We start from the raw sequence: 24,990 nt of genomic DNA, 5'->3' as shown, positions 1-24,990 counted from the left end.
GCAAGGTTCCGCGCCGGGGACATTGGTTCTCGTTTCAAGACGTTCCGCCTTCACAGCCAATGCGCAAATGGAGAATAAATATGACGCTCGTTGCCCGCTTCCTCAAGAATGAGTCCGGCGCGACTGCAATCGAATACGGCCTGATTGCTGCCGGCATCGCACTCGCGATCATTGCCGCCGTGAACGGCCTCGGCACCACTCTCAATACCAAGTTCACGAATATCAACGCATCGATCAACTAACGGGCAGCGCCTGTATTCTAATGAAGGCTTCGGGAAACCGAAGCCTTCATTTCGTTCGGCGCGTCGAGCCGGCCCTCTGAATCCGTGCTGAGCCCCAACACTCGGCTCAATTTGCGCGACGCCGTTAAACCGGCATTTACCGTCAGCAAGAACAGGCCGATACCTTTGGCTTTCGGCAATCGAATTAACTGCGCTGCAATTCCTGCTGCGTAGGTTGACGCCATGGTCACGGTGGTTTCCGCCCCCGCAACGGCCAGAGTTCTACAGCCACGTGTACAAATGGAGTTATAGATGACCAAGCTCGTTGCTCGCTTCGTCAAGGACGAATCCGGCGCCACCGCCATTGAGTATGGCCTGATTGCCGCGGGCATTGCGCTCGCGATCATCGCGGCCGTCAACGGCCTCGGCACCACGCTCAACACCAAGTTCACGAACATCAACGCCTCGATCAAGTAATCGATCGGCTTTGTTGAAGAAAAGGGCTTCGGGAGACCGAAGCCCTTTTCTGTGCCCGGGCCATTTTCGGCGGAACTCAGTAAAGCGCGTATGAAGCCGTCTTCAGTTGAGAAACGCACGAATTTCGGGCACTTTTTCGTGTCGCTTTCCCGCGACGAACCGGCCCGGCTGGTCTGCGCGGCGCTTGTCCTTGCCTGCCTCATGGCCTTGTTCCGGATTGCCAGCATCTGGCCTGGCGCATTTTAGTATTGTTCATTTCTGCCGGTTAGCCTGCCGTGTCGCTCAATCGGACCCAGGAAAGCGGATTTGACATTCGCATCCCATCCGGCCGCGCGTTCGCGATGAGAATGTTAGAATCGGACCATTAGCTTCCGCCGCTCAATCTGTCAGACCCGGCCCCCATGATCCTCGATCTCGCACGCGTCTTCCTGTTTCCCGCCTTGATGGCCTTCGCCGCGGCGAGCGATCTCTTCACGATGACAATCCCCAATCGGGTCTCGCTGCTGCTGGTGGCGGGTTTCTTTGTCCTTGCCGGTTTCAGCGGCATGCCGTTGTCCGAAATCGGCATGCATGTGGCAGCCGGCCTGGCGGTGCTCGTCATCGCCTTCGCCTGCTTCGCCTTCGGATGGATGGGCGGCGGCGACGCCAAGGTCGCAGCCGCTGCCGGGCTCTGGTTCGGATTTCCGCCGCTCGCCAGCTATCTGGTCTATGCGTCCCTGTTCGGCGGTGCGCTGACGCTCCTGATGCTTCAATTCCGGCAATGGCCGCTGCCGTACTCACTCATTTCGCAGGAATGGCTGCAACGGCTCCACCGCAAGGACAGCGGCATCCCCTACGGCATCGCCCTCGCCCTGGGTGCGTTGATGATCTATCCCGAAACCGAATGGATGAAGGCCGTCGACCTTACCCGCTTCATCGGCCATTGAACCCTCTGCCGTTCCGAACCGGAAATCCGCCTCACCCACAGCGCTCGCTGCAACACGCTGGAGACACTTGCAGACTTGCAAGCCGCCACACGTTGGCAACGTCTCATTAACGCGATTTAGATACGCCTCATTAACCATGCTTTGACGTTTAGCTGGTCAAATCCGACCACAGCGACAGGTCCGTCGCGGCGTGATGTGGAAAGTGAAGCGTATGAATACCGCGCGGATTGTCGTCTTGGCTATTGCTGTCTGCGCCGGCGGCGCTGCTGCCTATCTTGCAAGCGGCTCCGATCCAAAGCCGGTCGCGACACCCTCGACAATGGACACCACCGACGTTCTGGTAGCCCGCACCGATATTCCGCTCGGTCAGACCGTCACGCCCGACGATATCCAGTGGCAGAACTGGCCTTCGTCGACGGCAAGCTCCAGCTTCATCCGCCGCAACGATCAGCCCGAAGCCATGACCCAGATCGTTGGATCGATTGCGCGCTCGCCGTTCCTTGCGGGAGAGCCGATCCGCGAAACCAAGCTCGTCAAGGGCAATGGCTCCGGCTTCATGGCGGCCATCCTGCCGACCGGCATGCGCGCGATCTCCACGGAAATCTCGCCGGAAACCGGCGCCGGCGGCTTCATTCTGCCCAACGACAAGGTCGACGTCATTCTCACCAAACGTGAGAAGGTCGCCAGCCGCACCGGTACTAACGATGTCATCAACTCTGAGATCATCCTGAGCAACATCCGCGTTCTCGCCATCGACCAGACAGTGGGAGAAAAGGACGGGCAGAAAGTCGTGGTCGGCAAGACCACGACGCTGGAACTGAAACCCGATCAGGCAGAATTGCTGGCGCGTGCGCGGCAGAGCGGCACCCTGTCGCTTGCACTGCGCAGCCTGGTGGATGCCAACCGCAACGACATCAACATCGACGACGGCAGCAAGAGCGACAGTGTCAACGTCGTTCGCTACGGCGTTTCCACGCAAATGACGACACGGAAGTGATCGAGAGGACCGGCACGATGAGGCGAGAGGGACATCAGGCACCTGTACGGACCTTCATGGTGCGTGCCCTGTCGTTTGCCGCGGTTTCCGCGCTGACGCTGAACCCGGCGCTGTCGCCGGCAATCGCGAGCGATTACCGCACGCCCGCGGCGGCCGCCGTGGCCCCGAACGGAGGCCAGCTGAATGCTCGCTTCCTGCCGCTCGGCATCGGAAAATCCGTCGTCATCGACCTGCCGCGCGACATCAAGGATGTTCTGGTCGCGGACCCGAAGATCGCTAACGCCGTGGTGCGCTCAGCGCAACGCGCCTACATCATCGGCGCCGCAGTCGGCCAGACCAACATCGTCTTCTTCGACACGTCAGGCCAGCAGATCGCCGCTTACGATATCGCGGTGACACGCGACCTCAACGGTGTCCGCGCTGCGCTGAAGCAATCGTTCCCGCTGTCCGACATCCGGATCGAAGGCGTCGGCGACGGCGTCGTGCTATCGGGTTCGGCTGCAAGTCCCGTCGATGCGCAACAGGCGCAGGAGATGGCCGCGCGTCTGGCCGGCGGCCCCGAGAAGGTCGTGAACAGCATCGCTGTTCGCGGCCGCGATCAGGTCATGCTGAAGGTCACCGTAGCTGAAGTTCAGCGCGACATTATCAAGCAATTGGGTGTCGATCTCAGCGCCACTATGAATTACGGCACCGCCGTCGTGAACTTCAACAACACCAATCCGTTCACCGCATACGGCCGCCCGCTGGTTGCCAGCAACGCCCTGACCGGCGCGGCGGGCCAGGCAACGAACCTGCTCGGACAGCGCGTCCCCGCGGTGACCGCGACCCTGCGCGCGATGGAGAGCGCCGGTGTCGTTCGCACGCTTGCGGAACCGAACCTCACGGCGATTTCCGGCGAATCCGCGACCTTTGTCGCGGGCGGCGAATTCCCGCTTCCCAAGGGATATACCTGCGACCCTATTTCGCGGGCATGTACCACCCAGATCGATTTCAAGAAATTCGGCATTACCCTGAACTTCACGCCGATCGTGCTGACCGAAGGCCGGATCAGCCTGCGCGTGCTGACCGAAGTCTCTGAACTATCGCCCGACAACTCAATCACGCTCGATCAGGCGGGAAGCACCCTGACGATTCCGTCCGTCAAAACCCGCCGCGCGGAAACCACCCTCGAAATTCCTTCGGGCGGCTCGATGGCGATGGCCGGCCTGATCCAGGAACAGACCAAGCAATCCATCAACGGCCTGCCCGGACTGGCGCAGTTGCCTGTACTCGGAACGCTCTTCCGCAGCCGCGACTACGTCAATCGCAACACCGAACTCATGGTGCTGGTAACGCCGTTCGTGGTCCGCGCGGTCGCGCAGAAGGACCTGTCGCGTCCTGACGACGGGTTTGCCGATGCCGCAGACCCGCAGTCGGATCTTCTCGGCAACATCAACCGCATCTATGGCGTTCCCGGACGCGCTGAGCCCGGCCGCAAGTATCGCGGCACTTACGGCTTCATCACCGACTGAGATGGGACAAGGACAGTAACGATGACGATGCGAGTACCCAATCTCAAACGCAGCCTGCGGATCGCGGTCGCCCTTGTCGGGGCGTCTGCGGCGTTAGGGGCCTGCACGCATACGGATCAGGATACGCCGACAAGCAGCATCCCGAACGATTACCGGCAACGCCATCCCATCGTGGTTCAGGAAGCGAACCGCGCGACCGAAGTCTTCGTCGGGACCGGCCGGGGCGGGCTCACCGCTGCGCAGCGTTCGGACATCGCTGGTCTCGCTGAAGCCTGGTTACGCGAAGGCACCGGCGGCATCATCATCGATATGCCGGCGAATACGCCGAACGCGCGTGTCGCAGCCGATTCACTGCGCGAGATCCAGGCTATCCTGGCGGCCGCCGGTGTGCCGCCGCGTGGCATCACCGTCAGGAACTATCGTCCGACCGATCCGAGGCAGTTTGCAACCATCCGCGTGAACTATCCGCGGATCGTTGCGGATGCCGGTCCCTGCGGCCTCTGGCCGGAAGACCTCGGCCCGTCGATCAAGAACAAGGGCTATTACAACAACCGGCCGTACTACAATCTGGGCTGCGCAAGCCAGCGCAACCTCGCAGCAATGGTCGACAATCCGTCAGATCTCGTCCAGCCGCGCTCCGAAACGCCAGCCTATACGCCTCGCCGCAGCGTTGCTTTCGACAAGTATCGAAAGGGCACGACAACGACGACTGCATACCCTGAAGCCGACAAGGCCAAACTTAGCGAAGTAGGCAAATGATCAGTTACGCGCGCCAGGACCAGGAGGACGGGACGGCCTCGACCGCCGCCGAGGAGCATATTGCGCCGGCGCCGCGCGTTTCCGTCCAGGCATTCTGCGAAACCGTCGAAACCGCCGCGGCCGTACAGGCCGCCGGTGAAGACCGGCGGCTGGACAAGGCGCATCTCAAGATTCAAATGGGCGGAATGGCGGCGGCCATCGAGGCGTACCGCACCGCGCCGACCCCGAACGTGATTCTGCTCGAAACCGAGGGCCGCAACGACATCCTCTCGGGCCTCGATCAGCTCGCGACGGTTTGCGACGCTGGGACGCGGGTGATCGTGATCGGCCGCGTCAACGACGTCGTGCTGTACCGCGAGCTTGTGCGTCGCGGCATCAGCGACTATGTCATCGCGCCGGTCGCACCGCTCGATATCGTCCGCTCGATCTGCGGCCTGTTTTCAGTTCCGGAAGCCAAGGCCGTCGGACGGATTATAGCCGTAGTCGGCGCCAAGGGCGGCGTAGGCGCATCCACAGTGGCACACAACGTCGCTTGGGCGATCGCGCGCGACCTTGCGCTGGACTCGGTCGTCGCCGATCTCGATCTCGCCTTCGGAACCGCGGGCCTCGATTACAATCAGGATCCGCCGCAGGGCATCGCCGACGCTGTCTTCTCTCCCGACCGCATCGACACCGCCTTCGTCGACCGTCTGCTCTCCAAATGCACCGACCATCTTAGCCTGCTCGCGGCGCCCGCGACGCTCGACCGGGTGTACGATTTCGGCACAGACGCGTTCGATTCGATCTTCGATACGCTGCGCACGACGATGCCCTGCATCGTTCTCGACGTTCCGCATCAGTGGTCTGGATGGACCAAGCGCGCGCTGGTCGGCGCCGACGACATTCTGATCGTCGCCACGCCCGACCTCGCCAATCTGCGCAACACCAAGAACATGTTCGACACGCTGAAGGCCGCACGGCCCAACGACAGGGCACCGCTGTACTGCATCAACCAGGCGGGCGTGCCGAAGCGGCCCGAGATCAACACCAGCGAGTTCGCGAAGGCGATAGAAAGTCCGCCGATCGTGACCATCCCGTTCGAGCCGCAGATCTTCGGCGCGGCGGCGAACAATGGACAGATGATCGCCGAAATCGCCGCCAATCATCGCACGTCGGAGATGTTTTTGCAGATCGCACAGCGCCTCACCGGCCGCGGCGAAGCCAAGAAGCCGCGCAATTCGTTTCTGGCACCTTTGCTCGGAAAGCTCCGGGCCAAATAGACTTTCGCGTGGAGTACTGTCGTGTTTGGTAAGCGTAGCGGAACAGAGGCCGACATCCGGGGGATTCAACCCGCGGATCGCGGGCATGTGACAACGCCAGCCGCGGCAAAGCCGGCCGTGGCGAACGTCTCATCGCCGCCGCTGTCGCCTGTACGGTCTCCCGCTCCCGTGGTGGAAGCGCGGCGCTCCGATACCTATTACCAGGTCAAGGCAACGATTTTCGGGGCGCTGATCGAAGCTATTGATCTCGCCCAGCTTGCGAAGCTCGACGTTGAGTCCGCGCGCGAGGAAATCCGCGACATCGTCAACGAAATCATCGCGATCAAGAACATCGTGATGTCGATCGCCGAGCAGGAGGAACTGCTCGACGACATCTGCAACGACGTTCTCGGCTACGGACCGCTTGAACCGCTACTCGCGCGCGACGATATCGCCGACATCATGGTGAACGGCGCCGGCACCGTCTTTATCGAAGTCGGCGGCAAGATCCAGAAAACCGGCATTCGCTTCCGCGACAACCAGCAGCTCCTTAACATCTGTCAGCGCATCGTCAGCCAGGTCGGCCGCCGCGTCGACGAGTCGTCGCCAATATGCGACGCCCGTCTCGCCGACGGTTCGCGCGTCAACGCAATCGTTCCGCCGCTGGCCATCGATGGCCCGGCCCTCACTATCCGCAAGTTCAAGAAAGACAAGCTGACGCTGGAACAGCTCGTCAAATTCGGCGCGATTACGCCCGAGGGCGCTCAAATTCTGCAAGTTATCGGGCGCTGCCGCGCAAACGTGCTGATTTCCGGCGGCACGGGCTCTGGCAAGACCACGCTGCTGAACTGCCTGACCAACTACATCGACGAAGACGAGCGCATCATCACCTGCGAGGACGCCGCCGAACTGCAGTTGCAGCAGCCGCATGTCGTCCGTCTTGAAACGCGCCCTCCCAACATCGAAGGCGAAGGCCAGGTCACCATGCGTGATCTCGTCAAGAACTGCCTGCGTATGCGGCCTGAACGCATCATCGTCGGCGAGGTCCGCGGACCCGAGGCGTTCGACCTGTTGCAGGCGATGAACACCGGCCACGACGGATCGATGGGAACACTGCACGCCAACAATCCTCGCGAAGCGCTGTCGCGCTGCGAATCCATGATCACCATGGGCGGCTACTCGCTGCCGTCGCGCACCATCCGCGAAATGATCTGCGCCTCGATCGACGTCGTCGTCCAGGCGGCCCGCCTGCGTGACGGCTCGCGCCGCATCACTCACATCACCGAGGTGATGGGGATGGAAGGCGACACCATCATCACCCAGGATATCTTCATCTACGATCTGATGGGTGAAGATCTGAACGGCAACATTGTCGGCCGCCATCGCTCGACGGGTATCGGACGCCCGAAGTTCTGGGAACGCGCCCGCTATTACGGCGAGGAAAAGCGGCTCGCCGCCGCGCTCGATGCGGCCGAAGTCGCAGAGGTATAGGAGCGCGCCCATGAATATGCAGGCGCTGGCACTGGCTTTCCTCTCCGCCCTCACGGTGGGCGGACTCGCGTGGGTTTTCATCTATCCGCTGCTCTCCGGCGAAAAGCAGGCCGAGAAGCGTGTCCAGTCCTTTGCACGCGCCGAACCTGCATTGCGTATTGACGACCGGTCGCGCACACGCCGCGTGCAGGTCGAAGACACCCTCAAAGAGCTTGAACAGAAGCTTGCCGCATCCAAGAAGGTTTCGATCGAAACCCGCATCGCCCAGGCGGGCATGATCTGGACCAAGCAGCAGTTCTTGATCGGCTCCGGGATTCTCGGCGCGATCGCTCTGATCGGGTCCTATATTGCCGGTGCGCCTCCACTTGCCTCGCTTGGCTTTGGCCTGGGTGCGGGATTCGGACTGCCGCGCTGGGTGCTTGGCTTTCTCAAGAAGCGCCGCGAAAAGAAATTTCTCGAAGCCTTGCCGGATGCCGTCGACGTGATCGTTCGCGGCATCAAGGCCGGCCTTCCGCTGTTCGATTCGATCAAGGTTGTTGCCGCCGATGCGCCCGAGCCGCTGCGCAGCGAGTTCAACGCGATCATCGAAACCCAGACCATCGGCATGCCGCTCGGTGACGCGTGCCAGCGTCTTTACGACAGAATGCCGCTGCCCGAAGCCAACTTCTTCGGCATCGTGATTGCGATCCAGACCAAGTCCGGCGGCAACCTGTCGGAAGCCCTCGGAAATCTGTCCAAGGTGCTTCGCGACCGCAAGAAGATGGCCGCGAAGATTCAGGCGATGTCCATGGAAGCCAAGGCTTCGGCTGGTATTATCGGCGCCCTGCCTCCGCTTGTGATGATCATGGTCTACATCATGACACCCGAATACATTTCCCTGCTCTGGACCCATCCAACCGGGCGACTGATGCTGGCGGGCTGCGTGCTCTGGATGTCGACCGGCATTCTTGTCATGAAAAAAATGATCAACTTCGATTTCTGACGAGGAACCATGGTCGATCTTCTCATCGAAAAGTTCCACGACGTCAGGTTCATGACGATGTTGATGGCGGCCATCGCCGCCGCAGCAGCAGCTTACGCGGTTGTGGCACCGATGTTCGCCGGTGACGGACTGGCCAAACGCATGAAGGCTGTTGCCAGCGAACGCGAGCGGATGCGCCAGCGCGAACGCGACCGGCTGAACCGCTCAGAGAAAGTTTCGCTGCGCCAGACGCCGAAACAGGTCGTGCAGAGGGTCGTTGAGGACTTCAACCTCGGCAAGTGGGTGGCTCAGGAAGAAGCCCGCGACAAGCTCGTTATGGCCGGTTATCGCGGCCAGGCACCTTATGTCACGTTTCTCTTCTTCCGCCTTGTCATGCCGATCGTGTTCCTGATCTGCGCCATTCTCTATGTGTTCGTGATCTCGAACATGCAGCAGCCGACACCTATGAAAATCGGCATGTGCCTGGGCGCGACATGGTTCGGCATGCAGGCGCCGATGCTGTTCCTGAAGAACGCCATCACCAAGCGCCAGCTGTCGATCCGGCGGGCGTTTCCGGATGCGCTCGACCTGCTGCTGATCTGCATCGAATCCGGCATGTCGATCGAAGCAGCATTTCGCCGGGTAAGCCAGGAAATCGGCAGCCAGTCGATCGCTCTCGCGGAGGAGTTCTCGCTGACAACCGCCGAGCTCTCGTACCTCCAGGACCGCAAGATGGCTTACGAGAATCTCGCCAAGCGGACCGGCACCGAGGGTGTGAAATCGGTCTGTCTGGCCCTGCAACAGTCGGAACGCTATGGCACGCCGCTGGGGCAGACGCTGCGCGTGATGGCTCAGGAAAACCGGGACATGCGCATGAACGAGGCCGAGAAGAAGGCGGCCGCCTTGCCGCCGAAACTGACCGTGCCGATGATCGTGTTCTTCCTGCCGGTCCTGTTCGTCGTCATTCTGGGCCCGACCGGCATCAAGGTCTCGGAATACATGAAATAGTGCGAGCGGCGCCGGTCAGACGCCGCTGCGTCATTCAACTCCAAGACAGCTGAAATGAAGCGTGGCCTATGAACGGCTGGGCTCGGCCATGGCCGTCGTGCGCGGAGCTCGTCCACCATCGCGGCTGAGCATCTGCTTCAGATAGGCGACGTTGGCTTCCGCCTCTTCGGCGGGCAGGTCTGCCTTCACGATGGTTTCGGCTTCCGCGAAACGACCCTGGAGCCCGACCACCAGTCCGAGATTCTGGCGGACGCGGGAATCCGCCGATCCACGGCTATAGGCCCTGCGCAGCACCGACTCGGCTTTGGGCAGATCCTTGGACAGAACATAGGACATGCCGAGATTCGACAGCACCGATGGCTCTTCAGGGGCAATCTTCAGGGCGCTCGCATAGTAGCGGCGAGCCTCTTCGTGATTGCCGAGTTGATCGAGCGTCGTGCCCTGCACCGACAGAATGCGCCAGTCGGGATTTGCCGGCGTATGGGCACGGGTCAGAATGTCGAACGCCTGTTGAAAATTTCCGTTGTCCGCCAGCGCTCGGCCATAGGCTGCCAGCAGCGCCTTGTTGCCGGGGTTGGCGATGGTCGCTTGCTCCAGCACTGCGACGGCCTGCTGGCGCTGCCCGTTCAGGCGCAACGACTGGCCATATTGTAGTGCGGCGGCCGCATCCCGCGGGTTGGCGCGATAGCGTTCGCCGTAGGCTTCGATCTCATCGCGCGATGCAACGCCCGGTCCCGCTTCAGCACGGGCATTGAGCGATCCGGTAATGTCGGGGGAACGCGCGGTCTGGCAACCGCCGAGGCTGGCTGCGAGGAGCGTTGCGGCCGCTGCGGACCCGAAATACCTGGCGAAACGGGATGGATTACGCATGACGCATGGACTCGCAATCGAGGTTGGCGAAGCCGGATGACGCCAGCAATAGACTGTTAACCCTAATGTCTGGTTAATTCCCGAAGGGCGAGGGCGCCCGAACCACATGCCTCCCGATCAGAAAGACATGTAAAAACGCGATCTTGAGCCTGCTGCGCAGCACAGTCGCGCTGCTATAGTGAATGCCTGTCATTCACCCTGTCCGGGAACTCCATGCATCCAGCCTTCCAGAGCACCACATCTGCCACCCCCATTACCTTTGCCACCAAATCGACCTGGGATGCCGTCAGCGCCACTCTCCCCGCCGCGGCTCGGCGATTCGCGGCGGCCAATGCCTTCACCGCAAAGCCCGGCCAGTATCTCGCGCTGCCCGCGGAGGACGGATCGCTCGCCCATGTGCTGTTCGGCATCGAGGATGCCTCTTCCGAGTGGCGCGATCCTTTCCGGCCGGGACAGTTGCCCGGCCTGCTGCCGGCGGGCACCTACAGCTTTGCCAATGCACCGCATGACACGCGGCTGGCGGTGCTCGCCTTCGCGCTCGGTAGTTACCGGTTCAATCGCTATCGCAAGAACGACACGCCCGGCGCACGGCTGGTTCCGCCCGACGGCATCGATATGGTTCAGCTGACGCGCATGGTGGACGCGGCTGCGCTGGCGCGTGACCTCATCAACACGCCGGCCAATGACATGGGGCCGGACGAACTCGCGCAAGCTGCACAGGCACTCGCGGAGAAATTCGGTGCGTCCTACACGTGCATTGTCGGTGATGACCTGCTGAAACAGAACTTCCCGCTGATCCATGCGGTCGGCATGGCATCGGCCCGCGCGCCGCGGCTGATCGACATCACTTGGGGCGACGCATCGCATCCGAAGGTGACGCTGGTCGGCAAGGGCGTCTGTTTCGATACCGGCGGGCTTGATCTCAAGCCGTCGAGCGGCATGCTGATCATGAAGAAGGATATGGGCGGAGCGGCCAACGTACTCGCGCTCGCGCAGATGATCATGGATGCGAAGCTCAAGGTTCGCCTCCGCGTTCTGATTCCCGCCGTCGAGAATTCAGTCGCGGGGAATGCCTTTCGCCCGCTCGATATCTTTCCGTCGCGCAAGGGCGTCAATGTCGAGATCGGCAACACCGATGCGGAAGGGCGCCTCGTGCTGGCCGACGCGCTGGCGCTGGCCGACGAGGAGACCCCGGATCTGCTGATCGACCTCGGTACCCTGACGGGCGCCGCGCGCGTCGCGCTGGGACCGGATCTGCCGCCGTTCTATACCAATGATGAGGTGCTGGCGGCGGACGTCGCGCGCCATGCCCACGCTGAGAATGATCCGTTGTGGCGCATGCCGCTGTGGATGCCCTACGACTCTTGGCTGGATTCCAAGGCGGCCAATCTCAACAACGCGCCGGGCGGTGCATTCGCAGGCTCGATCACCTGCGCCCTGTTCCTGAAACGTTTTGTTGAAAGCGCCAAGGGTTGGCTTCACGTGGATATTTACGGCTGGACACCATCGGCCAAGCCCGCGCGGCCCGAAGGCGGCGAATGCCAGGCCGCACGCGCGATCTACAAGCTGTTGAGCGAGCGATATGGCTGATCCAAAACCCACATTCGAACCGAGGCTAACACCCGCACGGCCCGATCTCGCGGCGAAACATCTTGAAGGCAAAGTCACAGCCGATCGCTTTACCGAAGGCACGGAATTCGAAGTCTTCGATCCCATCGCACCGGTCCGGCGCGAACCCTCGCACGATGCAGCGTTGGACACCGAGGCGCTGAAGGGCGAACGCGTGACGATCTACGATCGCGACGCGGAGGGATGGGCTTGGGGCCAGCTCAAGGCAGACGGGTATGTCGGATGGCTTCCCGATATCGCGCTGGTGCAGCCGCGCTCGGCGCCGACGCACAAGGTCACAGCGCTGCGCACCTTCGCGTTTCCCGGACCTTCGATCAAGCTGCCGCCAGTGGAAAGCCTGCCGCTCGGCGCACGCGTCGAAATCGTCAAGACCGATGGCGGCTTCGCGATCACCAACCAGCGGCACTATCTGCCGATGCAACACGTGGCGTCGCTTAACACCAACGAAGCCGATTTCGTTGCCGTCGCAGAACGCTTCGTCGGCACGCCGTACCTGTGGGGCGGCAGGACCAGCCTCGGCATCGACTGCTCGGGCCTCGTGCAGACATCGCTCGCGGCCGCCGGCATCACCGCGCTACGCGACAGCGATATGCAAGAGGCCTCGCTGGGAACCACGCTGCCACCATCGCAATGGCAGGATCTCAAACGCGGCGATCTGATCTTCTGGAAAGGCCATGTCGCGATCGTGCGAGACAACACCACCATCGTTCACGCCAACGCGCACCACATGGCGACAGCGATCGAGCCGACGCAGGCGGCCATAGCGCGCATCAAGGCCGCGGGCAGCGACGTAACGAGCATCAGGCGGTTAGGCTGAGAGACGCCTACATCTCCGGCACGATGTGCGGCGCGGCTTCAATGTTGAAGGCGGCCGCGAACAGCGCCCGCGTATAGCCGGACCTCGGATTCTTGAAAATATCCGCTGCGGCGCCTTCCTCCACCACCTTGCCGTGACGCATTACGATCAGGTTGCTTGCGAGTGAGGCGACCACGCGCAGGTCATGCGAGATGAACATATAAGTCAGGTCGCGCTTGCGTTGCAGTTCGCGCAGCAAATCAACCATCTGGGCCTGGAACAACATATCCAGCGCGCTGGTTGGCTCGTCCAGCACCACGAAATTCGGCTCCAGCACCACGGCGCGCGCGATGCTGATGCGCTGGCGCTGGCCGCCGGAAAATTCATGCGGATAACGGAAGCGGGTCGCCGGATCGAGTCCAACATCCTTCAGCGCCTTGATGACCCGCGCCTCGCGTTCGCTCTCGCTGAGCGACGGCTGATGCACGCCGAGGCCTTCCGCCACGATGTCGCCGACCGACATGCGCGGGCTGAGTGCCCCAAAAGGATCCTGAAACACGATCTGCATGTCGCGGCGGATCGGACGTATCTCCTTGAACTTCAGACCCTGAATATCCTTGCCGAGGAACACGATCGGCCCGCTCGACGAAATCAGGCGCAGCAACGCCAGCCCGAGGGTGGTCTTGCCCGAACCGGACTCGCCGACTACGCCGAGCGTTTCGCCCTTGCGTACCGACACGCTGACACCATCGACCGCCTTGATGTGCCCGACGGTCTTGCGCAACAGCCCTCGCTTGATCGGAAACCAGACCTTCAAGTCATCGGATGACATCACGACTGGCGATTCCGGCCGCGGCGGCGCAGGATCTGGCTTCGGCTCCGCCGCCAGCAGCGCCTTGGTGTAAGGATGCTGAGCCGCCGTAAAGACCTGTTCCACCGGTCCCTGCTCGACGATCTTGCCGTTGTTCATCACGCAGACCACATCGGCGATGCGCCGCACAATGCCGAGGTCATGGGTAATGAACAGCATGCTCATGCCGAGCCGCTCGCGAATATCGGCCAGCAGCTTGAGAATTTGCGCCTGCACCGTGACGTCGAGCGCCGTGGTCGGCTCGTCCGCGATCAAAAGATCCGGTTCGTTCGCCAGCGCCATGGCGATCATCACACGCTGACGCTGTCCGCCGGACAACTGATGCGGATAGCTCGCAAGGCGCGTTTCCGGTTCGGGAATGCCGACCTGCGTCAACAATTCGAGCATCCGCGCCCGCGCCGCCGCGCCGCGCACGCCACTGTGCAGATAGATCACTTCGCCGATCTGCGCCTCGATGGTGTGCAGCGGATTAAGTGACGTCATCGGCTCCTGGAAAATGATCGAGATGTCGTTGCCGCGAATGCCGCGAATCTCGTTCTCGCTGAGGCTCAGCAGCTCCTGGCCCTTGAAGCGGATGCTGCCCGACGGGTGAAATGCCGTCGGATACGGCAGCAGCTTCAGCACCGACAGCGCGCTGACGGATTTTCCCGAGCCGGATTCGCCAACCAGCGCGACGCATTGCCCCCGATCGATCGAAAACGAAATACCGTCGACCGCGACGCTCACATTCCCGCCCTGGCGGAAACCGACCGACAGATCGCGGACATCGAGCAGAGGCTGGTTGATCGCGTCCAACATGATCTCACCTGAACGTCTTGCGCGGATCGAAGGCATCGCGCACGCCCTCGCCGATGAAGATCAGAAGCGATAGCATGATCGCAACCGAGAAGAACCCAGTGAAGCCGAGCCACGGCGCCTGCACATTCGATTTGCCCTGCGACAGCAGTTCGCCGAGCGACGGCGAGCCCGGCGGCAGGCCGAAGCCAAGGAAATCCAGGGCCGTCAGCGTCATCACCGACGATGAGACGATGAACGGCAGGAAGGTCATGGTTGCCACCATCGCGTTCGGCAGCAGGTGGCGGAACATGATGGTACCGTTCGATACACCCAGTGCCCGCGCCGCCTGGATGTATTCGAAATTGCGTCCGCGCAGGAATTCCGCGCGGACCAGACCGACCAGGGACACCCATGAGAACAACAGCAGGATTCCAAGCAGCACGAAGAATCCGGGCACCAGCACGGATGACAGGATCAGAAGCAGATACAGCGACGGGATTGCGGTCCATACCTCGATGAAGCGCTGAAACAGGAGATCGACCCAGCCGCCGAAATAGCCCTGGATGCCACCGGCGGCGATGCCGATCACGGATGAAATGATGGTCAGCGCAAGACCGAACAATACGGAAATCCGGAAACCGTAGATCAGGCGCGCAACCACATCGCGGCCCTGATCGTCAGTGCCGAGCCAGTTGTATTCGAGGTCGCGGCAGCCGCGCACGCCCTTCTTATCGACCACCGCCTTGCATTGCGCCTCGGTGAGCATCCATGTCGGCTTCGACGGCGCCGGCGTTGGCAGATCGAGATTGTGTGTGTCATACGAGTAGCGGATCAGCGGCCAGATGATGGTACCGTTCTTCTCCTTGATCAGTTTCTGCAGATACGGATCACGGTAGTCGGCAGCCGTCTCAAAGTCGCCGCCGAACGCGGTTTCGGGATAAGTCACGAAGGCCGGGAAATACAGCTTGCCATCAAACTTGATCAGGAACGGGCGATCATTGGCGATCAGCTCCGCGAACAACGAGACAAAAAACAGCAAAGCGAAGATCCAGAACGACCAATAGCCGCGCCGGTTGGATTTGAAGTTGCGCCAGCGCCGTTGGTTGAGCGGCGATATGCCGAGCGGATGACGCGAGGGCGGCACGGCTTCGCCTATCGGCGACAGCGCCGTGGTCTCGACCGGCGGGACGGGAGCGATCGTCATACCTCGCGCGCCTCAAAATCGATCCGCGGGTCGATCCACATATAGGTGAGATCCGAAATCAGATTGACCACCAGACCGACCAGCGAAAAGATGAACAGCGTACCGAACACCACCGGATAGTCGCGATTGAGCACGCTCTCGAAGCCGAGCAGCCCGAGACCATCGAGCGAGAAGATCGTCTCAATCAGCAGCGAGCCGGAGAAGAAGGCGTGAATAAAGGCGCTCGGGAAACCGGCGATTACGATCAGCATGGCATTGCGGAAAATGTGGCCGTAGAGTACCTGGCGCTCGCTGCACCCTTTGGCGCGCGCGGTCATCACATACTGCTTGCGGATTTCATCAAGGAACGAATTCTTGGTAAGCAGCGTCATCGTCGCGAAGGCGCCTAGCGCCATCGAGATTAGCGGCAGCGTGATGTGCCAGAAGTAATCGGTGATCTTCTGGTACCAGGGGAATTGCGACCAGCCGTCCGATGTCAGACCGCGCAGCGGAAAGATATCGAAGAACGATCCGCCCGCGAACAGGATGATCAGCAGAATCGCGAATAGAAAACCCGGGATCGCGAAACCGATGATGATGATGCCCGATGTCCAGGTATCGAATTTCGAGCCATCCTGGATGGCCTTGCGGATTCCGAGCGGAATCGAGATCAGATAGGTCAGCAGCATCATCCAGATGCCGAGCGACATCGAGACCGGCAGCTTCTCCTTGATGAGCTGTATTACACTGACGTCGCGGAAGTAGCTCTTGCCGAAATCGAAACGCGCGAAATTCCACAGCATCAGCGCGAAGCGTTCCGGCGCAGGCTTGTCGAAGCCGAACTGTTTCTCGAGGCTCTTGACGAAATCCGGATCGAGACCCTGCGCGCCGCGGTATTTCGAGGAAACCGCGTCCGCGGACGCCCCCGCCTGCGGCCGCGAGGCGAAATCGCCGCTGGACGATCCTGAAACGCGCGAGCTGGCGCCGGTGTCAGAGCCGGACAGTTGTGCGATCACCCGCTCGACGGGACCACCCGGGGCGAACTGCACCACGACAAAGGACACGAACAGGATGCCCAGCAGCGTGGGAATCATCAGCAGGATGCGGCGGGCGATATATGCGGTCATGGACTACTTCGCCTGCACTGGCCTGGCCTGCTCGGGCTTCTTGGCCTTTGCCTCATCGAACCACCACAGGTCTGGCGCGCCAACGCCGTTGGCGTAACGCGGAATATTCGGAGGATGGGCGAATACATCCCAATAGGCAATGCGATGGCTGGCCGAATACCACTGCGGCACCCAGTAACGCCCGGCGCGGAACACGCGATCGAACGCCCGGCAGGCAATGCGCAGTTCATCGCGATTTTCAGCCGCGATGATACGCTCGATCAGTACGTCGATGGCAGGATTCTTGATGCCGGACAGATTCTGAGATCCCTTGATGTCGGCGACCTGGGACGAGAAGAACGTCCGCATCGCATCGCCCGGTGTTGACGACATGCTGAAACGCTGAATCGCGACATCGAAATCGAAATCGTCGAGACGCGAGCGGAACTGCACCGGATCGACCAGCCTCACGCTGGCGTCGATGCCGAGCACGCCGAGATTCTTGATGTAGGGCGCATGGTGCGCCTGAAACGCGGGTTCTTCGAGCAGAAACTCGACCCGGAACGCATCACCGTTGGGCAATTGGCGCTTGCCGTCCTTGATGACGCAGCCGGCGTCCTGCAACAGTTGTGACGCCTTGCGAAGCAAGGTGCGATCCTGTCCCGATCCGTCGCTGACCGGCGGCAGGAATGGCGCGCCGAACACCTCGTCGGGCAGCTGACCGCGGAATGGTTCAAGCAGTTTCAGTTCTTCCGGTGGCGGCGGGCCTTCGGCCATCAGATCGGAATTCTGGAACGGCGAGACCGTGCGCGCATAAGCGCCGTACATGATGGTCTTGTTGGTCCATTCAAAGTCGAACGCCTGGATCATGGCCTCGCGGACGCGCGGGTCCTTGAACTGTGCGCGGCGCGTGTTCAGGAACCAGCCCTGCGCTCCCGATGGTGTATCGTCCGGCAGCAGTTCCTGCTTGACCCGGCCATCCTTTATGGCGGGGAAATCGTAGCGCGTATTCCAGATACGCGCGGTGAATTCCTCGCGATAAAGATAATTCCGGCCGGTGAAGCCCTCGAAGGCAACATCGCGGTCGCGGTAGAATTCGTGGCGCACGGCGTCGAAGTTGAAGGCACCGCGCGACACCGGCAGATCCTTCGCCCACCAGTCCTTCACGCGTTCGTATTCGATGTATCGCCCGACCTCGAAGCGGCCGACCTTGTACGGCCCGGAGCCGAGCGGAATATCGAGGCTGGATTCGTCGAACGGCTTCTTGTCGTAGTACGCCTTCGAGAAGATCGGCAATCCCGCGGCATATAGCGGCACATCGCGGCCGCGCTTCGCCGCGAACGTCACCGTCAGCGTAGCGTCATCGCCGGCTTCGGCCTTGATCATATCACGGAGCTGCTGCTGAATGATCGGGTGCCCTTTCTCCTTGAGGATCGTCAGGGAGAACGCAGCGTCCTTCGCGGTGATCTTGGTGCTGTCATGGAATCGCGCCTCGGGCCGCAGCGTGAAGCGGTATGTCAGCTTGTCCGGCGAAATCCGCACCGAACGCGCGACCAGGCCATACATCGCATCGGGCTCATCGCCTGCACGCACCATCAGCGCTGCGAAGGTCTGATCCATGCCGATAGCGCCGTCGCCCTTGAGGATAAAGCTGTTCAGCGAATTGAACGTAAAGAACGACTGGTTGTAGGCGCGAGACGACGGAACGGTCGAGAACACGCCGCCCTTTGGCGCACCGACATTGACGTAGTCGAAATTCTTGAAGTCAGGCGGATACTTCAGATCGCCGAATGCCGACATGCCATGGGCATCAGGGGCAGCTTCAACGCCGGATTGGGCCACGGCCGATAGCGGCGACCATGCCGCAGCCATCGCGCTGCCGCCAAGGACAAGAACCCGTCGCCGCGAAAGGCCGGTCAAGAACGCTTGCCGATCTTGTCGGCCTTCGCCTTGTCATACCACCATAGCGATGGCAGACCGGAACGGCCGTATTTCGGAAGCGGCGCGTGGCTGAAACGATCCCATCGCGCGTAACGCGAGAAGCCATAGGTAAACTGAGGCACGCAGTAATAGTGCCAGAGCAGCACGCGATCGAGCGCCTTGGTCGCGGCAACCAAGGTTTCGCGATCTCCGGCGTAAATGATCTTGTCGATCAGCTTGTCGACGACTGGATTCTTGATACCAACCGTGTTGCGGGACCCCGGGACATCGGCGGCGGGCGTTCCCCAGAAATCACGCTGTTCGTTGCCGGGCGACAGCGACTGCCCCCACACATCCGAGATGATGTCGTAATCGAAATTTCTCACCCGGTTCTGGTATTGCGCGTCGTCGACGGTGCGGACGTTCACCGTGATTCCGAGCCGCTCGAGCGATGGCTTGTAGAACAGAACGATGCGCTCGAATGACGGATTGTCCAGCAGGAACTCGACCGCGACTGGCGTACCATCCTTTTTGACCAGCTTGCCGTCACGCACCTCATAGCCTGCTTCTTTCAGAAGCCGCGTCGCGTTGCGGAGATTGTCGCGTACCTTCTCGGGATCACCCCCGACCGGATTCTCGTAAGGCTTGGCGATCACCTCCGGCGGGATCTCGCCGTAGACCTCCTTGAGAATCTCGAACTCCCTCTGCACCGGAACGCCCGAGCAGGCGAGTTCGGTGCCTTCGAAGTAGCTGTTGATGCGCTTGTATTTGCCGTAGAATAACTGCTTGTTCATCTCCTCGAAATCGAACGCATAGTTGAAAGCGCGGCGCACCCGCTTGTCTGCGAACAATTCGCGGCGAATATTGAAAGCGAAACCCTGCATCCGCCCGGAGTCGTTGATCGGAAACTCCTCGAGTACCACGCGATTTTCCTTCACCGCCGGAAAATCGTAAGCCGTCGCCCAGCTCTTGGCCGACGCCTCGACAGTCCAGTCCGCCTGATCGGCCTTGAAGGCTTCGAGCGAGACGGTCGCGTCGCGGAAGAACTCGAAACGCATTTCATCGAAGTTATGCTGGCCGACACGCACCGGCGTGTTCGCGCCCCAGTAATTTTTCACGCGCTCCATGGTCATGGAGCGGCCTGCGACAAAGTCCTTGATCGTATACGGCCCCGATCCGAGCGGCTTCTCAAGCGTCGTCGCGCCGACGTCACGCTTGCGGCCTGCACTGTCGGTGCCTTCCCACCAGTGCTTCGGCAACACGACCAGTTCGCCGACGATGCTGGGTAATTCGCGATTGCCCGGAGCATCGAACGTGAACTTGATCTCGTGCGAGCCGACCTTCTCTGCCTTCACCACATGCTTGTAGTATGACGAATACATCGGGCTGTATTTTTTCAGCGCCTCCAGCGAGAACAGCACGTCTTCCGGCGTGACAGGCTTGCCGTCATGCCAGCGCGCCTCCTTGCGGAGGCGATACGTCACCCACGAATGATCGTCGGGATGCATCGCGGCCTCGGCCAGCAAACCGTATTTGGTGCTGGCTTCGTCGAGCGACTGCGTCGTCAGCGACTCGTACATCAGCATCACGGCTGGCGCGATGGTGCCCTTCACGCCCGCCACCACGAAGTTGAGGTTGTCGAACGTCCCGATCGAAATCTGACGGGCGATGCCGCCTTTCGGTGCATCTGGATTGACGTAGTCGAAACGCTTGAAGTCGGCGGGATATTTGACGTCACCGAACAGCGACAGGGCATGCTTCCATTCCGGCGTGGCCTGAGCGTGCGCGAGATTGACGACCCTCAACCCCGCCGCATTCAGCGCCGGTGCTGCGGCAACAAAAGCTCCAGTCTGGAGAAGTCGGCGGCGGGAAATGTTCAAATTAAATGTTCCTGTTGCTGATCGAAAAACGGGTGCCGAGGCAACGTCTTGGCCGATTATGTCGGTTTTTGGATATGACGCCAGCCCGTTGCCGCGGGTTCTTTGCGACGAAATGTCCAGATCGAAAACAGCAGCAATTGCAACGCAAAACGGCCAGGCGAACCTGGCCGTTTTCGGATTAAATTTCTGTCACCAGCGTCCCGAATCCGACGTTCGCTTCATTTTCAGCACATCCCGAGCGAACGTCGGATTCGAAGGGACACCGGCAAACTTATGATTCCAGTGATCCTTTGGTTCTGCCATTCGTAAAAGTGCTCGCGGAAGACATGATACGAATGTCAGAACCGGATCACTGGCCGAAAGCTCATTTGCTGGCAGTCGGCAGCGGCACCGGAGTATCGGCCAGCGTGCGCAGATAGGCGATCAGATCCGCCCGCTCGCTGTCCTTGCTGATGCCGGCGAAGCCCATCGCGGTGCCGGGGACGAAGCCCTTCGGGCTGGCAATGAACTTGTTGATGCTGTCGTAGGTCCACTTGCCGCCCTTGCCTTTCATGGCAGCGGAGAAGTTGAACCCGCCGCGGCCGTGGCCAATCTCGTCGTCGATGACGCCATAAAGATTCGGGCCAACCTTGTTCGGGCCGTTCTTCTCGAAGGTGTGGCAGGCTGCGCACTTCTTGGCGGCGGCGGCACCCTTCTCAACAGAAGCGGTCTGGAGCAGCTTCTCGATTGGCTCGCTCGGCGCAGCTGCGGCGGCCGGACCGGCGCCTTCAGCTTCCTTGATCGCAATTTCAAAGCCGGGCTTTTCGGGCTTCTTCGGCGAGAAAATCGCGTTGGCAGCCATATTCATGGAGAGCAGAACGAGGCAGGTGGCAAGCACCGCGCCCATGATCTTGTTGAGTTCGAAGGAGTCCATTTTCGATCAGGCCCCGAGCCGGAAAGTCGATACATTTAGCCGCGCAGAGCGACCTTGGATTGCTACCGGGAACAGGCGTGCAGCGCAATACAGGCAGCGGGATCGAGATAACGGTTTGCCTGCCTTCTGGCAACCCGTATAAACGCGCCGACCCCTTGAAAACACCGTCATTTCCTCGCCAATCCGGCTGTCCCGAGCCCCGCGTCCCCCATGACAGAAACCCGCGCCCTGGTGCTGATTCCCGCCCGTATGGCCGCGACCAGGCTGCCGGGAAAGCCGTTGCTGGACATTGCCGGCCTGCCGATGATTGTCCATGTCGTGCGCCGTGCGGACGCTGCGCGAATCGGCCGTGTGGTTGTCGCGACCGACGCGCCGGACATCGCCGAAGTTGTCAGAGCACATGGCGGCGAGGCCGTCATGACCCGCACGGATCATCCGTCCGGGTCCGACCGGATTTTCGAGGCACTTCAGGCGCTCGACGACGCGGGACAGATCGACACGGTCATCAATGTGCAGGGCGATCTGCCCACCATCGCGCCTGAGGATATTCGCGCCGTGCTGACGCCGCTCGCCGATCCCGAAGTCGATATCGCTACGCTGGCGGCGGTGATCCGAAAGGACGAGGAACACACCAATCCGAACGTGGTCAAGGTCATCGGATCGCCGCTGAGCGCGACGCGCTTGCGGGCGCTGTATTTCACCCGGGCGACCGCTCCCTATGGAGACGGCCCGCGCTATCACCACATCGGACTGTATGCCTATCGCCGGAGCGCGCTGGCGCGATTCGTCGCCCTGCCCCCCTCGCCGCTCGAGACCCGCGAAAAGCTCGAACAGCTCCGCGCCCTCGAGGCCGGCATGCGGATCGACGTCACAGTGGTTGACACGGTGCCGCTGGGCGTCGATACGCCTCACGATCTCGAAACCGCGCGGCAAATGCTAATGTCCCAATTCCGAAGTTCGTAAAACCTCGCCGCGCGCTCTGATACGAACTTCGGAATTATAGGGACATTAGCCACCCAATAATTCTAGTGTGGTTTTGGTCCGCAAGTTCGTAATGAGGGTTGCTTAGGGACTGTTACGAACTTGCGGACCACCACACTGGCAGGCAAAGCACAATGACCAAATCGATGAAAATTGCCTTTCAGGGCGAGCCCGGAGCCAATTCGCACATTGCGATTGCGGAAGCCTTTCCGGACGCCACGCCGCTGCCATGCGCCACGTTCGAGGATGCACTGGCGGCGATCTCGTCGGGTGAAGCCAGCCTTGGCATGATTCCGATCGAGAACTCGCTGGCCGGCCGCGTCGCCGACATCCATCATCTGCTGCCGCAGTCAGGGCTGTTCATCGTCGGCGAATGGTTTCTGCCGATCCGTCATCAACTGATGGGGCCTCACGGGGCGAAGCTCGACGGTATCAAGACTGTCGAAAGCCATGTCCACGCCATCGGGCAGTGCCGCAACATTATCCGCAAGCTCGGCATCAAGCCGATAGTCGCGAGCGACACGGCGGGCGCAGCGCGCGTCGTTGCAGAACGCGGCGATAGAAGCTGCGCGGCGATTGCCTCGCGTCTTGCTGCCGACATCTATGGCCTCGATATTCTGGCCGAGGACATCGAAGACGAAGCTCACAACACCACACGCTTCGTGATCCTGGCGCGCGAGCAGCTCTGGGCCGCACAAGGCTCCGGCCCGCTGGTCACGACTTTTGTTTTCCGGGTGCGCAATCTTCCGGCGGCGCTTTACAAAGCGCTGGGCGGCTTCGCGACCAATGGCGTCAACATGACCAAGCTGGAGAGTTACATGGTCGAGGGCAATTTCTTCGCCACGCAGTTCTACGCCGATGTCGACGGCCATCCCGACGACCGCAACCTCGCCTATGCGCTGGAAGAGCTGAAATTCTTCTCGAAAGAGCTGCGGATTGTCGGCGTCTATCCGGCGCATCCGTTCCGCGTGGCGTTCACGGAAAAGGGCGCGGAATAAGGCTGACGCAATCTGTCCGCGTCATCACTTTCCGGGAACTATACGGCGTGGCCGACAAGACGACCAATGGCGGCGGTCGCACCCATGGCGACCGCGCCCCAGAACACAACCCGCAGCATCGGCCTGAAGATACCCGCGCCTCCGGTCCGGGCGCCGATCGCACCGAGAAGCGCGAGTGCGACAAGCGAGCCGCCAGATACGATCCACGGAATCAGGGACGGGGGCGACAACACCGCCATGACCAGCGGCAGAGCCGCACCGGCCGCAAATGTAGTCGCCGAGGTGAACGCAGCCTGCACAGGGCGGGCAACAACGTGCGCGGAGAGGCCGAGTTCGTCGCGCGCATGAGTGGCAAACACGTCCTTCGCGGTCAACTGTACAGCGACCTCCCGCGCCAGCGCAGGAGTGAGGCCTCTGTCGACATAGATTTTCGTCAACTCGTCCAGCTCTGATTCAGGCTGCTCCGCCAGTTCACGGCGTTCTTTTTCCAGGTCGGCCGATTCCGTGTCGGCTTGCGAACTGACTGAAACGTACTCGCCCGCCGCCATCGACGTGGCGCCCGCGACAAGCCCGGCAACACCCGCGAGCATAACTTCGCTCGAGGATGTGGATGCCGCGGCGACACCAACAACGAGACTCGCTGTGGAGATAATTCCGTCGTTAGCACCCAGCACAGCCGCTCGGAGCCAGCCAATGCGCTCGATGAAGTGAGACTCACGATGGAGTGGATGCATTTTGTATCCGGCGCAATTGCGTATCAATCGCAAAGTCCGCAGCTGTATCCAGCGCTGTCTTTGCTTGGGAAGTATAGCGAAGCTGGATCGTGCAGGGAGAGAAAAAGCCACGCTTGACGCACATCAAATCTTACGCGTTTCGCGAAGCATATCGTGAAACAAAGGAGACTCTCATGCCGCAGGACAAACTGGCTTATCGATATAGCCCGACGGCGCAGTTTCTACACTGGCTTACAGTTGTACTGGTTGCGATAGCGTGGGCTCTCGGCACATTCGATGACGTATTGCCAAAAGGAGCCGGGCGAGCCGCTGGACTGTTCGTCCATATTTCGGTGGGCCTCGCCATCCTTGTCATTTCGCTTGTACGTGTGCCATGGCGCATGACCCACACGCCGACGCCGGAATCGACGAAGTTCGGCACATGGATGGGACGCTGGACCGATCCAGCAGCGCGGATCGCACACTACGCACTGTATGTGTTGCTTGTCGCCGCTCCGGTTACAGGCATCGCGCTCCAGTTTGCGAAGGGAAACAGCCTGCCACTGTTCGGCCTGGGCGAAATCGCCTCCCCTTGGATTGCGGACCGTGCATTCGCCCGTTCAGTGAAGGAGGTTCACGAAGTGACGGCGAATGCGCTGGTTATACTGGCGTGCTTTCATGCGCTCGCAGCGTTACTCCATCATTTCGTATTTCGTGATCGCACGCTGGTGCGGATGCTTCCGCCGCGTGATACCCCCTAGCCT

24 protein-coding genes are annotated in these 24,990 nt (G+C 61.1%); 15 read left to right on the top strand and 9 right to left on the bottom strand.

Annotation, left to right across the window (positions count from 1 at the left end; all coding sequences use genetic code 11):
• The first annotated feature begins 80 nt into the window (after nucleotides 1-80).
• Nucleotides 81-242 carry a Flp family type IVb pilin gene (locus AC1Q6J_RS11925; RefSeq protein WP_492279535.1) on the top strand — a complete coding sequence of 54 codons (162 nt, stop codon included), beginning with the start codon at nucleotides 81-83 and terminating at the stop codon, nucleotides 240-242.
• A 17-nt stretch (nucleotides 243-259) separates the two neighbouring features.
• Here the strand turns inward: AC1Q6J_RS11925 and AC1Q6J_RS11920 are convergent, their stop codons facing one another.
• The gene (locus AC1Q6J_RS11920; RefSeq protein ID WP_492279534.1) at nucleotides 260-472 is read right to left on the bottom strand and encodes a hypothetical protein; all 213 of its coding nucleotides are present in this window, start codon (nucleotides 470-472) and stop codon (nucleotides 260-262) included.
• A 61-nt stretch (nucleotides 473-533) separates the two neighbouring features.
• On the opposite strand from AC1Q6J_RS11920, the gene AC1Q6J_RS11915 reads away from it, so the two are divergent.
• The 9 genes from AC1Q6J_RS11915 to AC1Q6J_RS11875 all read left to right on the top strand — a co-directional run bounded on the left by AC1Q6J_RS11915 (nucleotide 534) and on the right by AC1Q6J_RS11875 (nucleotide 9,589).
• Entirely contained in the window at nucleotides 534-698 is a 165-nt protein-coding gene (locus AC1Q6J_RS11915) for a Flp family type IVb pilin (RefSeq protein ID WP_006022733.1), read from the top strand.
• Nucleotides 699-1,099: 401 nt separating this feature from the next.
• Nucleotides 1,100-1,624 (top strand): A24 family peptidase, encoded by a 525-nt coding sequence (locus AC1Q6J_RS11910; protein WP_492279533.1) that lies wholly within the window; start codon nucleotides 1,100-1,102, stop codon nucleotides 1,622-1,624.
• 211 nt (nucleotides 1,625-1,835) lie between these two features.
• Entirely contained in the window at nucleotides 1,836-2,621 is a 786-nt protein-coding gene (gene cpaB / locus AC1Q6J_RS11905) for a Flp pilus assembly protein CpaB (protein WP_492279599.1), read from the top strand.
• Nucleotides 2,622-2,638: 17 nt separating this feature from the next.
• Nucleotides 2,639-4,132, top strand: a complete 1,494-nt coding sequence (locus AC1Q6J_RS11900; protein WP_492279532.1) for a type II and III secretion system protein family protein — start codon at nucleotides 2,639-2,641, stop codon at nucleotides 4,130-4,132.
• A 21-nt stretch (nucleotides 4,133-4,153) separates the two neighbouring features.
• Entirely contained in the window at nucleotides 4,154-4,891 is a 738-nt protein-coding gene (locus tag AC1Q6J_RS11895) for a CpaD family pilus assembly protein (protein WP_492279531.1), read from the top strand.
• Entirely contained in the window at nucleotides 4,888-6,150 is a 1,263-nt protein-coding gene (locus AC1Q6J_RS11890) for a CpaE/TadZ family protein (protein WP_492279530.1), read from the top strand. The genes AC1Q6J_RS11895 and AC1Q6J_RS11890 overlap by 4 nt, the downstream gene beginning before the upstream one ends.
• Before the next feature lie 21 nt (nucleotides 6,151-6,171).
• Nucleotides 6,172-7,620 carry a TadA family conjugal transfer-associated ATPase gene (locus AC1Q6J_RS11885; RefSeq protein ID WP_492279529.1) on the top strand — a complete coding sequence of 483 codons (1,449 nt, stop codon included), beginning with the start codon at nucleotides 6,172-6,174 and terminating at the stop codon, nucleotides 7,618-7,620.
• A gap of 10 nt (nucleotides 7,621-7,630) precedes the next feature.
• On the top strand, nucleotides 7,631-8,602 hold the full coding sequence (locus tag AC1Q6J_RS11880; protein WP_492279528.1) for a type II secretion system F family protein: 972 nt from the start codon (nucleotides 7,631-7,633) through the stop codon (nucleotides 8,600-8,602).
• A 9-nt stretch (nucleotides 8,603-8,611) separates the two neighbouring features.
• Nucleotides 8,612-9,589, top strand: a complete 978-nt coding sequence (locus AC1Q6J_RS11875) for a type II secretion system F family protein (RefSeq protein WP_492279527.1) — start codon at nucleotides 8,612-8,614, stop codon at nucleotides 9,587-9,589.
• 66 nt (nucleotides 9,590-9,655) lie between these two features.
• Here AC1Q6J_RS11875 and AC1Q6J_RS11870 read toward each other — a convergent pair whose 3' ends face one another.
• The gene (locus AC1Q6J_RS11870; protein WP_492279526.1) at nucleotides 9,656-10,459 is read right to left on the bottom strand and encodes a tetratricopeptide repeat protein; all 804 of its coding nucleotides are present in this window, start codon (nucleotides 10,457-10,459) and stop codon (nucleotides 9,656-9,658) included.
• 213 nt (nucleotides 10,460-10,672) lie between these two features.
• Between AC1Q6J_RS11870 and AC1Q6J_RS11865 the strand changes: the two genes are divergently transcribed.
• Both AC1Q6J_RS11865 and AC1Q6J_RS11860 read left to right on the top strand, forming a co-directional pair.
• Nucleotides 10,673-12,049: a leucyl aminopeptidase family protein gene (locus AC1Q6J_RS11865; RefSeq protein WP_492279525.1), complete on the top strand. Its 1,377-nt coding sequence runs from the start codon at nucleotides 10,673-10,675 to the stop codon at nucleotides 12,047-12,049.
• Nucleotides 12,042-12,905 (top strand): C40 family peptidase, encoded by an 864-nt coding sequence (locus AC1Q6J_RS11860; RefSeq protein ID WP_492279524.1) that lies wholly within the window; start codon nucleotides 12,042-12,044, stop codon nucleotides 12,903-12,905. The genes AC1Q6J_RS11865 and AC1Q6J_RS11860 overlap by 8 nt, the downstream gene beginning before the upstream one ends.
• 7 nt (nucleotides 12,906-12,912) lie before the next feature.
• On the opposite strand, the gene AC1Q6J_RS11855 is transcribed toward AC1Q6J_RS11860, so the two are convergent.
• The 6 genes from AC1Q6J_RS11855 to AC1Q6J_RS11830 all read right to left on the bottom strand — a co-directional run bounded on the left by AC1Q6J_RS11855 (nucleotide 12,913) and on the right by AC1Q6J_RS11830 (nucleotide 21,534).
• A complete protein-coding gene (locus AC1Q6J_RS11855; RefSeq protein ID WP_492279598.1) occupies nucleotides 12,913-14,550 on the bottom strand; it encodes an ABC transporter ATP-binding protein in 1,638 nt (545 codons plus the stop codon).
• A gap of 7 nt (nucleotides 14,551-14,557) precedes the next feature.
• Nucleotides 14,558-15,736 carry an ABC transporter permease gene (locus AC1Q6J_RS11850; protein WP_492279523.1) on the bottom strand — a complete coding sequence of 393 codons (1,179 nt, stop codon included), beginning with the start codon at nucleotides 15,734-15,736 and terminating at the stop codon, nucleotides 14,558-14,560.
• Nucleotides 15,733-16,842 carry a microcin C ABC transporter permease YejB gene (locus tag AC1Q6J_RS11845; RefSeq protein WP_492279522.1) on the bottom strand — a complete coding sequence of 370 codons (1,110 nt, stop codon included), beginning with the start codon at nucleotides 16,840-16,842 and terminating at the stop codon, nucleotides 15,733-15,735. The genes AC1Q6J_RS11850 and AC1Q6J_RS11845 overlap by 4 nt, the downstream gene beginning before the upstream one ends.
• A 3-nt stretch (nucleotides 16,843-16,845) precedes the next feature.
• On the bottom strand, nucleotides 16,846-18,741 hold the full coding sequence (locus AC1Q6J_RS11840; RefSeq protein WP_492279521.1) for an extracellular solute-binding protein: 1,896 nt from the start codon (nucleotides 18,739-18,741) through the stop codon (nucleotides 16,846-16,848).
• Complete coding sequence (locus tag AC1Q6J_RS11835) at nucleotides 18,738-20,621, bottom strand: extracellular solute-binding protein (RefSeq protein WP_492279520.1); 1,884 nt, start codon at nucleotides 20,619-20,621, stop codon at nucleotides 18,738-18,740. The genes AC1Q6J_RS11840 and AC1Q6J_RS11835 overlap by 4 nt, the downstream gene beginning before the upstream one ends.
• Nucleotides 20,622-20,985: 364 nt before the next feature.
• Nucleotides 20,986-21,534 carry a c-type cytochrome gene (locus AC1Q6J_RS11830; RefSeq protein ID WP_492279519.1) on the bottom strand — a complete coding sequence of 183 codons (549 nt, stop codon included), beginning with the start codon at nucleotides 21,532-21,534 and terminating at the stop codon, nucleotides 20,986-20,988.
• 210 nt (nucleotides 21,535-21,744) lie between these two features.
• Here AC1Q6J_RS11830 and AC1Q6J_RS11825 point away from each other — a divergent pair, with 210 nt between their 5' ends.
• Complete coding sequence (locus tag AC1Q6J_RS11825; protein ID WP_492279518.1) at nucleotides 21,745-22,497, top strand: 3-deoxy-manno-octulosonate cytidylyltransferase; 753 nt, start codon at nucleotides 21,745-21,747, stop codon at nucleotides 22,495-22,497.
• Nucleotides 22,498-22,649: 152 nt separating this feature from the next.
• The gene (locus AC1Q6J_RS11820) at nucleotides 22,650-23,513 is read left to right on the top strand and encodes a prephenate dehydratase (protein WP_492279517.1); all 864 of its coding nucleotides are present in this window, start codon (nucleotides 22,650-22,652) and stop codon (nucleotides 23,511-23,513) included.
• Between the two features lie 38 nt (nucleotides 23,514-23,551).
• Here AC1Q6J_RS11820 and AC1Q6J_RS11815 read toward each other — a convergent pair whose 3' ends face one another.
• Complete coding sequence (locus AC1Q6J_RS11815; RefSeq protein ID WP_492279516.1) at nucleotides 23,552-24,247, bottom strand: VIT1/CCC1 transporter family protein; 696 nt, start codon at nucleotides 24,245-24,247, stop codon at nucleotides 23,552-23,554.
• A gap of 173 nt (nucleotides 24,248-24,420) precedes the next feature.
• On the opposite strand from AC1Q6J_RS11815, the gene AC1Q6J_RS11810 reads away from it, so the two are divergent.
• Nucleotides 24,421-24,987, top strand: coding sequence for a cytochrome b (locus tag AC1Q6J_RS11810; protein ID WP_492279515.1), 567 nt, complete (start codon nucleotides 24,421-24,423; stop codon nucleotides 24,985-24,987).
• Nucleotides 24,988-24,990: the final 3 nt, after the last annotated feature.

It is taken from the genome of Afipia sp. MLSD5-FHT05B12, assembly GCF_058793355.1.
The sequence above is the reverse complement of the archived record's forward strand: the minus strand, read 5'-3'. Positions and strand labels throughout refer to the sequence as shown.